At 68.4% G+C, this 12,830-nt stretch carries 13 protein-coding genes; 5 read left to right on the top strand and 8 right to left on the bottom strand.

Annotated features, from left to right (window positions below; translation table 11 throughout):
• Window positions 1–76: 76 nt before the first annotated feature.
• Window positions 77–1,336, top strand: coding sequence for an MFS transporter (locus AB6807_RS30100; protein WP_371087430.1), 1,260 nt, complete (start codon window positions 77–79; stop codon window positions 1,334–1,336).
• 250 nt (window positions 1,337–1,586) lie between these two features.
• On the opposite strand, the gene mmsB is transcribed toward AB6807_RS30100, so the two are convergent.
• The 5 genes from mmsB to AB6807_RS30075 are packed head-to-tail and all read right to left on the bottom strand — an operon-like array spanning window position 1,587 to window position 6,778.
• Window positions 1,587–2,483 (bottom strand): 3-hydroxyisobutyrate dehydrogenase, encoded by an 897-nt coding sequence (mmsB, locus tag AB6807_RS30095; protein WP_371087429.1) that lies wholly within the window; start codon window positions 2,481–2,483, stop codon window positions 1,587–1,589.
• 57 nt (window positions 2,484–2,540) lie between these two features.
• Entirely contained in the window at window positions 2,541–3,656 is a 1,116-nt protein-coding gene (locus AB6807_RS30090; protein ID WP_371087428.1) for an enoyl-CoA hydratase/isomerase family protein, read from the bottom strand.
• A gap of 37 nt (window positions 3,657–3,693) precedes the next feature.
• Window positions 3,694–4,848 (bottom strand): acyl-CoA dehydrogenase family protein, encoded by a 1,155-nt coding sequence (locus tag AB6807_RS30085; RefSeq protein WP_116912043.1) that lies wholly within the window; start codon window positions 4,846–4,848, stop codon window positions 3,694–3,696.
• Window positions 4,845–5,258 (bottom strand): lysozyme inhibitor LprI family protein, encoded by a 414-nt coding sequence (locus tag AB6807_RS30080; RefSeq protein ID WP_371087427.1) that lies wholly within the window; start codon window positions 5,256–5,258, stop codon window positions 4,845–4,847. Before AB6807_RS30080 ends, AB6807_RS30085 begins: the two co-directional genes overlap by 4 nt.
• Window positions 5,255–6,778, bottom strand: a complete 1,524-nt coding sequence (locus AB6807_RS30075; RefSeq protein WP_116912045.1) for a CoA-acylating methylmalonate-semialdehyde dehydrogenase — start codon at window positions 6,776–6,778, stop codon at window positions 5,255–5,257. Before AB6807_RS30075 ends, AB6807_RS30080 begins: the two co-directional genes overlap by 4 nt.
• Window positions 6,779–6,965: 187 nt before the next feature.
• On the opposite strand from AB6807_RS30075, the gene AB6807_RS30070 reads away from it, so the two are divergent.
• Entirely contained in the window at window positions 6,966–7,859 is an 894-nt protein-coding gene (locus AB6807_RS30070; protein WP_371087426.1) for a LysR substrate-binding domain-containing protein, read from the top strand.
• Window positions 7,860–7,877: 18 nt separating this feature from the next.
• Here the strand turns inward: AB6807_RS30070 and AB6807_RS30065 are convergent, their stop codons facing one another.
• Both AB6807_RS30065 and AB6807_RS30060 read right to left on the bottom strand, forming a co-directional pair.
• The gene (locus AB6807_RS30065) at window positions 7,878–8,201 is read right to left on the bottom strand and encodes a hypothetical protein (RefSeq protein ID WP_116912047.1); all 324 of its coding nucleotides are present in this window, start codon (window positions 8,199–8,201) and stop codon (window positions 7,878–7,880) included.
• Window positions 8,202–8,251: 50 nt separating this feature from the next.
• Complete coding sequence (locus tag AB6807_RS30060; protein ID WP_371087425.1) at window positions 8,252–9,268, bottom strand: LysR family transcriptional regulator; 1,017 nt, start codon at window positions 9,266–9,268, stop codon at window positions 8,252–8,254.
• A gap of 174 nt (window positions 9,269–9,442) precedes the next feature.
• On the opposite strand from AB6807_RS30060, the gene AB6807_RS30055 reads away from it, so the two are divergent.
• The 3 genes from AB6807_RS30055 to AB6807_RS30045 all read left to right on the top strand — a co-directional run bounded on the left by AB6807_RS30055 (window position 9,443) and on the right by AB6807_RS30045 (window position 11,754).
• Complete coding sequence (locus AB6807_RS30055; RefSeq protein ID WP_371087424.1) at window positions 9,443–10,720, top strand: aminotransferase class V-fold PLP-dependent enzyme; 1,278 nt, start codon at window positions 9,443–9,445, stop codon at window positions 10,718–10,720.
• 123 nt (window positions 10,721–10,843) lie between these two features.
• A complete protein-coding gene (locus tag AB6807_RS30050) occupies window positions 10,844–11,452 on the top strand; it encodes a hypothetical protein (protein ID WP_371087423.1) in 609 nt (202 codons plus the stop codon).
• Window positions 11,449–11,754, top strand: a complete 306-nt coding sequence (locus tag AB6807_RS30045; RefSeq protein ID WP_371087422.1) for a hypothetical protein — start codon at window positions 11,449–11,451, stop codon at window positions 11,752–11,754. Before AB6807_RS30050 ends, AB6807_RS30045 begins: the two co-directional genes overlap by 4 nt.
• Before the next feature lie 9 nt (window positions 11,755–11,763).
• On the opposite strand, the gene AB6807_RS30040 is transcribed toward AB6807_RS30045, so the two are convergent.
• Window positions 11,764–12,819: a DUF4241 domain-containing protein gene (locus AB6807_RS30040; RefSeq protein ID WP_371087421.1), complete on the bottom strand. Its 1,056-nt coding sequence runs from the start codon at window positions 12,817–12,819 to the stop codon at window positions 11,764–11,766.
• Between the last annotated feature and the right edge of the window lie 11 nt (window positions 12,820–12,830).

Raw genomic sequence — 12,830 nt, 5'->3', positions numbered from 1 at the left:
TCGACGAGTTTTTCTGGCTTGCGCATCGGCGCCCCCAGGAAGACCATTTAGGCATTCTGAACCCAGGCTCCACCCGATGTCGAACAGGAACACCTCGCACACACAACTGCCAGCGCACTTCGCCGCCCAGCGCACAGGCCTCTTCCGCGGCTGGCTGGTGGTCGCGGGCGCGTTCACCGTCACCTTCGTCGGCTTCGGCAGCGCCTACACCTTCAGCGCGTTTCTCGAATCGCTGCAGAAGGACTTCGGCGCCTCGCGCGGCTCGGTGTCGCTGGTGTTCTCGCTGGCCGGCTTCCTGTATTTCGGCCTCGGCGTGCTCAGCGGCCCCTTGGCCGACCGCTGGGGCGCGCGGCGCCTGGCGGTGGCGGGCATGGTGCTGGTGGGGCTGGGCCTGGCGCTGGCGGGCCAGGCGCGCAGCCTCACGCAGGTGTACCTGGCGTACGGGCTGGGCGTGGGCCTGGGCGTCGGGGCGTCCTACGTGCCGGTGCTGGGCGCGGTGCAGCGCTGGTTCGTGCGGCGGCGCGGCTTCGCGTCGGGGCTGGCCGTGAGCGGCATCGGCGTGGGCACGCTGGCGATGCCGCCGCTGGCGGCGTACCTCATCACGACGCTGGGCTGGCGACACGCCTACCTGGCGCTGGGCATCGTCGCGATGGTGCTGGGCGTGGGCATGGCGCTGCTGATTGCGAACGACCCGCGCGACCACGGCCTGGCACCCGACGGCGATGCGCCGCAGCCATCGATTGCAGCCGATGCGCCCACAGGTTTCACGCTGCGCGAAGCCGTGCGCTCGCGGCGCTTCGCGGGCCTGTACGCGGCCTGCCTGGTGTGCTCGTTCGGGCTGTTCGTGCCCTTCGTGCACCTGGTGCCGTACGCGCTCGACCACGGCGTGCGCGCACCCTCTGCCGTGCTGTTGCTGGGCGCCATCGGCGTCGGCAGCGCGGCGGGGCGCTTCTTTCTCGGCGGGCTCGCCGACCGCATGGGGCGCGCGCCGGCCATGGTGCTGATGGTCGTGGGCATGGCGCTGTCGCAGCTCGTGTGGGCGGCGTCCAGCGGGTTCTGGGGGCTGGCCGTGTTCGCGTTTTTTTACGGCGCGTTCTACGGCGGCTTCGTGGCGCTGCTGCCGGCGCTGGTGATGGACTTTTTTGGCGGGCGCAGCATCGGCGCGATCCTGGGCGTGCTCTACACCAGCGTGGCCTTCGGCACGCTGGTCGGGCCGGCCGCGGCGGGCTTCGCGTTCGACGCCAGCGGCAGCTACCTGTGGCCGATCCTGTTCGGCGCGGGTGCGAATGGGGTGGCGGCCGGCATCCTGTGGCCGATGGCGCGTCGGGGCCAGTGACCCAGTGATCTGACAACCCGGTGACCTGACAGCCCGCCACGCAGACCGGGGAGTACAGTCGGGAATGACCCAACCAACGCCCTCCGTTACCAGCCCGCCCCCCGTGGCTGCCGCCCCAGAGATCACGGAGACCCAGGCGTTCACGCGTGCCTGGGTTCTCTTCTTCGTGCTGTTCGTCGTGGTGATCGGGCTTCTGTGGGGCCTGAAGGCTCACTTCGGCTGATCACCCTCCCCCCGCGACGCAAGACGCTCAAGAAGCCTTCTGCACCAGCTTCAGCACGCTCGAGAAATCGAGCGCGCCATGGCCCGCGAGGCTGTGCGCCGCATACAGGCTGCGTGCCAGCCCGCCCAAGGGCGTGGCCGCGCGCACGGCGGTGGCGTTTTCCTGCGCCAGGCCCAGGTCCTTCAGCATCAGGTCGGTGCCGAAGCCGCCCGCATAGTTCTTCGAGGCGGGCGACGTTTCCATCACGCCCGGCATCGGGTTGTACTTTTCCAGCGCCCAGTTGCCGCCCGAGCTGCGGCGCATGATTTCGCTGAGCACCTTCGGGTCGAGCCCGTTGGCCACGCCCAGCGCCAGCGCCTCCGAGGTGCCGATCATCAAGATGCCGAGCAGCATGTTGTTGCAGATCTTCGCGGTCTGGCCCGCACCGGCGGCGCCGGCGTGGAAGATGTTGGCGCCCATCTTCTCGAGCACGGGGCGCGCGCGCTCCAGGTCCTTGGTGTCGCCGCCGACCATGAAGGTCAGCGTGCCGGCAATCGCGCCGCCGGTGCCGCCCGACACGGGCGCATCGATCATCGCCACGCCCTTGGCCGCGGCCGCCTCGGCCACCTTGCGCGACGTGGCCGCGGCGATGGTGCTGCTGTCGATCACCAGCGTGCCGGCCTTGATGCTCTCCAGCAGGCCGGGCTTGCCCGCGCCGCCGAGGAACAGGCCCTCGACGTGCGCGCTGGCCGGCAGCATGCTGACGACCACCTCGGCGTCGGCCACCGCCTCGGCGGCCGAGCCGGCGATGGGCAGCCCTTCGGCGGCGAACTTCCTGCAGGCGTCGGCCGACAGGTCGAAGGCGCTGAGCGTGTGGCCGGCCTTGAGCAGGTTCAGGGCCATGGGGCCGCCCATGTTGCCCAGGCCGATGAATGCGATCTTCATGTGTCTTGTCTCCGTGGTGCTGTGCAGGAAATTCTTGTCAGGGAATGAAGCCGTCGCTCAGGCCAGCGACCCCAGCTCGGCCGGCATCTCGCCGCGCGGGCGCAGGTGGTCTTCGATGAAGGCGGGCGTGATCTCTTCGAGCGTGGCCGGGCTCCAGCGCGGGTTGCGGTCCTTGTCGACGAGCACCGCGCGAATGCCTTCGGCGAAGTCCTTGTGCGCGCAGAAACCCAGCGAGGCCCAGTACTCCAGGCGGAACACCTCGGCCAGCGACATGCGGTACACGCGCTGCCACAGCTCGAAGCTCAGCGCGGCCGAACTCGGCGCGCCCTTGGCGAAGGTCTTGGCCGCGGTCTGCAGCCAGGCGTCGTCGCTCTGCAGCTCGCGCAGGCGTTTCGCGATGTCGAGCAGGTCGTCGCCCGCCATCAGCGCGTTGATGGTGTCGTAGTGCTCGCGCACCTTCGACGGCGGCAGCTCCGCGCCTTCGCCGGCCTTGGCCAGAATGCGCGACAGCGTGGCGCGGTCGGCCTTGTTGTCGCCGGCCCAGGTGGTCGATGCAATGGCGTCCAGCACGTCGGCCTTGCGCTCCTGCGGCACCAGCACGTCGGCCAGGCCGCAGAAGATGGTGTCGTGCGCGTTGATGTTGGCGGCCGTCAATGCCAGGAACAGGCCGGTGCGCCCCGGCGTGCGGCGCAGGAACCAGCTGCCGCCCACGTCGGGGTACAGGCCGATGTTGATCTCGGGCATGGCGATGCGGCTCTGCAGCGTCATCACGCGGTGCGAGGCGCCGGCCAGCAGGCCCACGCCGCCGCCCATCACGATGCCGTGGCCCCAGCACAGGAAGGGCTTGGGAAAGGTGTGGATCAGGTGGTCGAGCTCGTACTCTTCGCGAAAGAAATCTTCGGCGTAGGTGTTGCGCTCGGGGCCGCAGTCGAGCAACGTCTGGTAGAGCTGGCGCAGGTCGCCGCCGGCGCAGAAGGCCTTCTCGCCCGCGGCCTGCAGCAGCACGCCGACGATGCCCGCGTCTTGCGCCCATTCGCGCAGCTTGGGTGTCAGCAGCCGCACCATCGCCACGGAAAGCGAGTTGAGCGAGGCCGGCGAATTGAGCGTGGCCACGCCGAAGCGCTGGCCACCGGTGGTCTTGATTTCGTCGAAGAGAACTACGTTGTCGGTCATTGTTTTTTCAGGTCCTGGATGACGGGTTGACGGCCGTTCAGCGGATGTCGCTGTCGCCTTCCAGCAATTTTCGCGCAACGATGACGCGCATGATTTCGTTGGTGCCTTCAAGAATCTGGTGCACGCGCGCGTCGCGCACCAGGCGCTCCAGCGGGAACTCGCTGAGGTAGCCGTAGCCGCCGTGCAGCTGCAGTGCGTCGTTGCACACGTTGAAGCCCGCATCGGTCGCGAAGCGCTTGGCCATCGCGCAATAGGTGCTCGCGTCGGCATGGCCCGCGTCCAGCTTGCTGGCCGCCAGCCGCACCATCTGCCGCGCCGCGACCAGCTCGGTCGCCATGTCGGCCAGCTTGAACTGCAGCGCCTGGAAACTGGCGAGCGGCTTGCCGAACTGCTGGCGCTCGTGCAGGTAGCGGCGCGCCGCGTCGAGCGCGCCCTGCGCCGCGCCCACGGAGCAGGTCGCGATGTTGATGCGCCCGCCGTCGAGCCCCTTCATGGCAATGCGAAAGCCTTCGCCTTCCTTGCCCAGCAGGTTCTGCGCGGGCACGCGCACGTTGTCGAAGTTGATGGTGCGCGTGGGCTGGCTGTTCCAGCCCATCTTGTGTTCCTTCTTGCCGTAGCTGATGCCCGGCGCATCGGCCGGCACGGCAAAGGCCGAGATGCCGCTGGCGCCCGCGCCGCCCGTGCGCGCCATCAGCACCAGCACGTCGGTGGCGCCCGCCCCCGAAATGAACGCTTTGCCGCCGTTGATGACGTATTCGGTGCCCTGCAATTCGGCACGCGTCTTCAGCGAGCCCGCGTCCGAGCCGGCACCCGGTTCCGTGAGGCAATACGACGCCAGCTTGCGCCCGCTCGTCAGGTCTTCGCCCCACTGCTGCGCCACCGCGTCGGTCGCCCAGGTGCCGAGCATCCACGTGGCCATGTTGTGGATCGTGATGAAGGCCGTGGTCGAAGGGTCGACCGCGGCCATCTCCTCGAACACCAGCGCCGCGTCGAGCCGCGGCAGGCCGAGCCCGCCGACGCGCTCGGGCGCGTACAGGCCGCAGAAGCCCAGCTCGCCGGCCTTGGCGATGGCTTCTTTCGGAAAGATGGCCTCCGCGTCCCACTGGGCCGCGTGCGGCGCGAACTCGGCCTGGGCAAAGTCGCGCGCGGTCTGGGCGAAAGCGTTCTGTTCTTCTGACAGTTCGAAGTTCATTGTTGGCGACCCTTCCAGCGGTCCAGTTCGGCGGTCCGCTTGCGGGTCGATTTCTCCAGGCAAGAGTTGAACACCAGCGGCCAGATGGAGCCGCCTTCGTTCGCTTTGGAAGCACGCTTGCAGGCGGGGTCGCGGCCCTTGAGCCAGGCCCGCTGCTCGTTGCGCAGCGCCACGCGCATCTGCGGCGACAGCGTGTTCATCACCTCGCCATAGCGGATGTTGAGCACGGCATCGGCCGCGCGAAAGTCGCGCACCGCGCAGTCGTTCATCTGCAGCTGGTTGCCGTTCGGGTTGCAGTCGACCGGCTCGTCGGCGCCGGCCGCCTGCGCCACGCCGGCGAACAACGCAAGCGCCGCCACCGCGCCCCAGGCCGCGGCAAGAAACCCCTGCCCGCGAAGCCCGCGCCTCATTTCAGGCTGATGGTGGTGTTGACGCCGTGCGAAACGGTGCTGTCGTCGAACCAGCGTGCGGTCACGGTCTTGGTCTGCGTGTAGAACATGATGACCTGCTTGCCGTACGGGCCCAGGTCGCCGAGCTTGGACGCGCGCGAGCCGGTGAACGAGAACATGGGCACGGGCACCGGAATCGGCACGTTGATACCGACCTGGCCCACGTCGATGTCTTCCTGGAAGCGGCGCGCCGCGGCACCCGACTGCGTGAAGATGGCCGTGCCGTTGCCGTTCGGGTTGCTGTTGATCAGCTCGATGGCCTCGTCGATGGTCTCGGCATCGGCAATGCACAGCACGGGGCCGAACACTTCCTGGTCATAGATGGTCATGCCGGGCTTCACGCCGGTGAAGATGGTCGGGCCGACGAAGTTGCCCTTCTCGTAGCCGGGCACGGTGGGCTTGCGGCCGTCGAGCACCAGCTTGGCGCCGTCGGCTTCGCCGCGTTCGATCAGGCCGTTCACGCGGTCGAAGGCGGCGCACGACACGAGCGGGCCCACGTCCACGCCCTTTTCGGTGCCGGCACCGATCTTCAGCGTCTTCGCCTTCTCGATGAGCTCGGGCACCCAGTTGCGCGCGTCGCCCACCAGCACCGCCACCGACACCGCCATGCAGCGCTGGCCCGCGGCACCGAAGCTGGCGCCGGCCAGCGCGTTGAGCGTCTGCTCCTTGTTGGCGTCGGGCATCACGATGGCGTGGTTCTTCGCGCCCATCATGCATTGCGCGCGCTTGCCGGCCAGCGTGGCGCGGTTGTAGACGTGCGTGCCGACCTTGGTCGAGCCCACGAAGCTGATCGCCTTGATGTCCTTGTGGTCGCAGATGCCGTTGACGATGGCTTCGCCGCCGTGCACCACGTTCAGCACGCCGGGCGGAATGCCGGCCTCGAGCGCCAGTTCGCACAGGCGCATGGTGACCATCGGGTCTTGCTCGGAAGGCTTCAGCACGAAGGTGTTGCCGGTGACGATGGCCATCGGGAACATCCACAGCGGGATCATCGCGGGGAAGTTGAACGGCGTGATGCCGGCGCACACGCCCAGCGGCTGCAGCAGGGTGTACGTGTCGACGCCGTTGGCCACGTTGTTGGCCAGCTCGCCGAGCTGCAGGTTGCCGATGTTGGACGCGTGCTCGACCACTTCGAGGCCGCGGAACACGTCACCCTCGGCATCCGGCAGCGTCTTGCCCTGTTCGGCCGTGAGGATGGCGGCCAGCTCGCCCATGTTCTCGCGAATGAGCTGCTGCAGCTTCAGGAAGATGCGCGCGCGCGTGCCGATGGGGGTCTTGCGCCAGGTCTTGAAGGCTTCCTTGGCCGAGGCGACGGCGGCATCGAGCTCGGCCGGCGTGGCGAAGGGCACGCGGGCCAGCACCTGCTGCGTGGCCGGGTTGACGACGTCGCGCCATTCGGTGGTCTTGGATTCGACCAGCTTGCCGCCGATCAAGAGCTTGACGGTGGCGACCTGGGTCGAGGGGGTGGTGGTGGCGTCCATGAGGGTTTGTCTCCTGTGAATCCTGGGGGGCCCTGCGGCGGGCAGGTACCGTGGGTCTACCGGTCTGGCCGGTTCAGCCCCGCATCCTAGCTTTGCGAATTTGCCATGACAATAGACAAATATGCGCGGCGGCTTTGCAAAAATGCAGACTGTTCGCGGGCAGCGAACACAGCAGACACGGGCACACATGGACTGGGACAACCTGCGCTACTTTCTGGAGCTGGCCCGCTCGGGCACGCTGATGAGCGCGGCACGCCGGCTCGAGGTCGACCACACCACCGTGGCGCGGCGCATCCAGGCGCTCGAAAAGGAAGTGGGCGCCCCGCTGTTCTCGCGCGAATCGGGCGGCCACCGGCTCACCGAAGCGGGCCGCCGGCTGCAGCCGCAGGTCGAGGCGATGGAAAGCGCCTTCCAGGCCGTGGAGAGCACCGCGCCAGCCTCGCAGGAAGGCCTGTCGGGCCTGGTGCGCATCGGCGCGACCGAGGGTTTCGGCACCGTGGTGCTGGCACCGCAGCTGGCGCTGTTCGCGGTGCAGCACCCCAAGCTGACCATCGACCTGCTGGCCATGCCGCGGCTGGTGCACCTGTCGCGGCGCGAGGCCGACATCGTCATCTCGCTGGAGCGCCCCGCGCGCGGGCCGGTGGTCGTCACCAAGCTCACCGACTACACGCTGCGGCTCTACGCGTCGAAAAAATACCTGGCCGCGCACAAGCCCATCAAGACGCGCGAAGACCTGCGCGGCCACACCTTCATCAGCTACGTGGACGACCTGCTGTTCAGCAAGGAGCTGCAGTACCTGGACGAACTGCACCGCCCCGACAGCTTCGCGCTGCGCAGCACCAGCGTGCTGGCGCAGCACAGCGCGGTGGCGGCGGGCGCCGGCATTGCGGTGCTGCCGGCCTTTATTGCGGACAAGGACAGCGCGCTGAAGCCGGTGCTGCCCGGCCAGGCGAACTTCACGCGCACGTTCTGGATGTCGATGCCCGCGGAAACCAAGCACCTGCTGCGCATGCAGGCGGTGTGGGAGTTCCTGCGCGAGACGGCGCAGGCGCAGCGGGCGCTGCTGCTGCAGGAGGCCTGAAGACCGGCCGCGCCGGTTTCAGCGCCGCGGCGGCGCGATGTCGGGAAAGTTCTGCGCCACGAAGTCGACCACGAAGGCCTGCGCGTCGACACGCTCGTTGTGCTTTTCCGCATGGTCGAGGTAGCGCCGCCAGAAGTGGCGGATCTTGTCGGGCACGTCGTCGGCAAAGCCCATCTGGGCGCTGATCATTTCCTGCCAGGTGCCGCTGGCCATGAACGTCTGCGCGAGCCGGGGCTCCAGCGCTTCGAGCGTCTCGCGCTTCGTGTCGTCGAGCTGCTCGATGGCGTCGAGCACCAGGCAATCCACCAGCCGCAGCAACGGCCTTCCTTCGTATCTGCTCATCGTCGTGTCGCCGCCTTTGCGTCGGCTCTGTGTCGTTGTCGTCGGTTGGTTCAGCCGGCAAGTGCCGGGGCATGGAGTGTCGCAGGCGCGGGCACTTGCGAGGGCATTTCCTTGGCGGCCAGGCCGGCGGGTATCGGAGGACTGGCCTGCGCGAGATCGCTAAGGTAGCGCCACAGCCGCTCGGCCTGCGTGGCCAGCGCATCGGGGCGCCGCAGCAGCGTGAAGCGCAAGGCAACGTCGAACGCCGCCTCGCCGGCCCGCACCAGCCGCCCGGCATGCATGTCTTCGCGGACCAGCGCGTGCGGCAACCATGCCACGCCCAGGCCCGACAACGCCATGAACCGCAGCCCGTCGGCCAGGCTCGCGCCGTGGTCCTGCCGCAGCCGCAGTTCGCCGTAGCGCTGCAGCAAGGGCTGCAGCGACCAGCCCAGGTGGCACTCGTCGGCATAGCCCAGGAAAGAAATCGGCTCACCCGTGCAGTCGTGAAGGTCGAAACGCGGCCGGCCGGCCGCGTTGGGCGCGCTCACAGGCACCAGGCGTTCGTGCCCGAGTTCGAGCATGCGGAAATCGCCCGCATCGAAGGCGGTGCCCAGCCGGGCCGCCACGGCGCCGGCCTCGTCGAACAGCGCCACCGCATAGTCCGCGGAGCCGTCGCGCAGCATTTCCACGCATTCGGGCAGGTTGTCGGAGTCGACGCTGAACCGGGCGCTCTTGAAGTCGTTGTGCAGGCGCGGCACCCAGTCGGGGAAGAACACCGCCGACATGATGTGCGGCGCCGCGAATCGGATGCGCGATTGCCGGTCTTCCCCGTCGGCCTTGATGGACTTGCGCAGCCCTTCGAGCGCATAGACCACCTCGGACGACACCGCCAGCAGCCGCTGCCCGGGCTCGGTGAGCTCCAGCGCCGCCTTGCGCCTGTCGAACACCGGCGCGCCCAGCCACTGCTCCAGGCCCTGGATGCGCCGGCTCAGCCCCGACACCGACACATGGCATCGCTCGGCGGCGCGGCTGAAGCTGCGCACCTGGCACAGGACAAGGAAGTCCTTGAGGGTGACCAAGTCGATCATGTTGCGGATTTCTCAAATGTTGAAGCCACGAAAAGTCTACATCTCAGAGGTCAAACGACGATGGGTCAAAAGACCACGCTGTTTGCGGATTTCGCAAACCGTTCGCCGAACAAATCATCACGCGCAGGTCAGCAAAAACACACACTTGCAGCACCGTCCAACCTCGAGTCGCCCATGCCGCTGCCCCCGCAACAACCTTTTGGCGGCGTTGCCGCCCCCTTCACCGAAGCCGAACTGGCGCGCCTGCGCCGCGACACGCCGGCCTGGGGCCGGCACGCGCACTTCGCCCACGGGTCGGCCAGCCAGCCGCCCGACGCGGTGTATGCCGCATCGCAGGCGTGGGTGGACACCGAGCGGCAGATGGGCGCGCAGCGCGCCGCCGAACACCATGCCCGCGCGTTGCAGGGCGTGCGCGCCAGCGTCGCGCGGCTCGTGAACGCGCAACCCCGCCAGATCGCCTTTCTCGGTTCCGCCAGCCACGCCTGGTCCGCCGCGATGAGCGCCACGCTGACGGCCGCGCAGCCGGTGCACGTCATCACCACGCACGACGAGTACGGCGCCAACGCGCTGGCGCTGATCAACGCGGCGCAACGCGGGCGGCTGGCGTTCTCTGTCATATCGTCGCGGCCCGCGCAGCGGTCGTTGCTCGAACGGCTGGACGACGAGTTGCAGCGCGTGCCCGATGGGCACATGCCTGTGGTGTCGCTGTGCGTGGTGCCGACCGCGTGGGGCGTCGCCACGCCGCTGCAAGGCATGGCGCAGCGCGTGCATGCGCGCGGCGGCCTGCTGATGCTGGACGCCAGCCACGCCGTGGGCCAGTTGCCCGTCGACGTTCGCGCGCTGGGCTGTGACATGCTCGTGTTCCCGTCGCGCAAGTGGCTGCGCGGGCCCAAGGGCCTGGGCGTGCTGTGCCTCTCAGACCGCGCGCTGGCCCGGCTCGGCGTGCCGGACACGCTCGACGTGGCCGGCGCCACGTGGCTGGCCGACGGGCGCATGCAGCCGCATGCAGACGCTCGCCGCTTCGAAGGCAACGAATTCAACCCGGGCCTGCGGCTGGCACTCGGCGCGGCCAGCGACTGCGCGATGGCCATCGGTATCGAGCGCATCGCCAGCCATAACGCGCAGGTCCGTGCCCAGGTCGCGCGCACGCTGGAGGCCCGCTTCGGCTGGCAAGCGATGGAGGCGGGCCATGCCGATGCCACCGCGCTCATGACCTACGCCCTGCCCGCTGCGGCCGGTAACGCGGATGCTTTCGTGCGCCGCCTGTGGGAGGCGGGCGTGAACGCCTCGGTCGTCGGCACCCAGCATGCGCGCTGGGCGATGGAGGCGACCGGCGCGAGCGCGTTGCTGCGGCTGACGCCGCACTACCTCACCGACGACGACGAGATCGAGCGTCTTGCGCTTGCCATGGCGGGGGCGATGCCTCGGCGCGGAACTCCTCAACGAAGCTGAAGGCGACGAACGTGCCTTCGTTCACGCAAGCGGTCCCGGCGCGAACCAGAACGACCGGGATCGGCAGCGCCGTTGCGGCACCATTTCTTCCAGCGGCCATCAAGGTCCAAAAGGGAGAGAAAAATGACAGTTCAAAAGAACACCATCCGCAAGACTGCCACGACACCCGGCAGCTCGACTGCCATGAGCGCTGGCCCGACCACGATCGCACACGCGCAGCACTCGGAACCCAACGTCACCCTCTACGGGCGAATCGCAGCGGGTCCGGTCGGGTACGTCAGTTGGCCCGATCCGCCAGACCTACATTTTTCGATCATCGTCGACGACGCCTACAACGGCATCATCGTGCTCGACGGCCAACCGAGCCTTTGGGAGACCGGACTTCGAAACATGGCGCTGATCAGAACCAATCGATATGAAAACTTGACGCCTGGCGGCGTCAGGGTTCGCATTCCTCTTCACGCCCCGGCAGGCATGAGCCAACGGGAGTTCGCACGCCAGATCGTCGCCAACTCGCAGAAGTTCGTGAGCTACGTTGCGCCTTACAGCGCACCGAAGAACATCCGTGGATCGCGGATGCGCTCCGGCGAATACAACAGCAGCTCGTATGTGGCAGGCCTTCTTTCGAGCGTCATGGGATACGCGCCGTCCATATCGACGCCGGGCTTCCAGGCCCCCGGCTGGGAAAATCCGATGCCCGGTCACTTCTTCAAGGGCGAGGCCATTCGATGAGCATCAAGGCTCGCCTGGCGGTCCATGTCCTCGCATGGACGGCATCGATCCCGGTGCTCAGCGTTCTTCTTACCGACCTGGACCGCCGTGGGACCCTGTCGCTCGCGAAGCATGGTGTCGAGGTTGCGGCGATGGCGCTCGTCGCCTGGGCCGCGTGGATCTACTGGCGCCGCGTTCCGCACGCCGCGCGGCTGCTCGAACGCAGCGCGCGTTTCGCGATTTTTGTGCTCGCCATGCTGATGGCCGCGGCAGTTGCGCTCTATGCGACCTTCTGGCTCATCGTCGCGCTCTACGGCCTCTGACAGCAACGCTCAGGAAAACAGTCGCTTCAAAAGCCCAGGCTTCGCAACCGGCGCCGACGCTTTCTCCAGCAGCTCGACCAGCCCCTCGACGCGCGGCTTCCTGAGCCGCCGCGCATACGCGAGGTAGCTTTCTTCGTCGTCCCCCGTGTAGAGCTGCGGCGGCATCGGCAGGCCCGACACGCCGCCCAGCAGCGCGCGCAGCGCGTCGAGCCGGTTCATGCGAATGGCGCTCATCAGCGCGGTTTCGCCGAGCGATGGAACGATCTCGTTCGCGCCGGCAACGCCCCCCGCCAGCAGCGGACCGATGGCGGCCGCGTCGCCGCTCACCGCCGCCGCGCCCAGCGCCTCGAGCGCCGCGAGCTTCTCCGGCGACAGGCAGGCCTTGTAGGCATCGCCGCGCTTGTCGTTCTCGTCGCGCGCGTCGCCGCCGGTGATGGTCATGAAGTCGGTCACCAGCGCCACGGGCTCGCCCGCTGCGTCGAGCGCCCAGAAGCTGGGGTAGCTGCCGTCGCCCCAGCCGGAGCGGAAGATCACGGTGTTGTTCGCCGAGCCCGGGCCCAGCGGCCAGTGGTCGGCGGTGTCGGCGTCGCCCATCTCGCCGGCGATCACGTCGTCGTAGTAGCTGACGTAGTCGGGGTTCTCGGCTTCGCGCCTGTCGCGCTCGGCCATGGCGGCCGCGCCGTCGATGTCCATGAAGCAGCCGACACCCGCGTCCACCGGGTAGCCGTAGAACTCGTCGTCGCCCAGCGTGTCAGGCGACTCGCCATCGATCAGCGCCATCTCCCAGCGCAGGTCGGCGGCGCGCACGGCCGCGCGCTCGCGCAGCCACAGCACGGCCAGCGCGATGCGGCCGCTGTCGTGCAGCGTTTCGACCGCGAAGGCGCCGCGCGCCTGCAGCTCACGCGCGAAGGGTTGGCGCTCGGGCTGCACCAGCGGGTCGCAGGCCACGATGCGGCCACTGGTGATGCTCAGCGTGCCGCAGGGCTGGCGTTGCAGGTGATGGGCGCGCAGCGCCTCGTCGTCCAGGAAGATGGCGTTCAGGTTGTCGGTGTCTAGATAGGGCATGCGCCCAGTTT

Origin of the sequence: Variovorax sp. RCC_210 (assembly GCF_041355175.1) — a bacterium.
Taxonomy (GTDB): Bacteria; Pseudomonadota; Gammaproteobacteria; order Burkholderiales; family Burkholderiaceae_C; genus Variovorax.
This window is presented reverse-complemented; position numbering and strand designations above follow the sequence as displayed.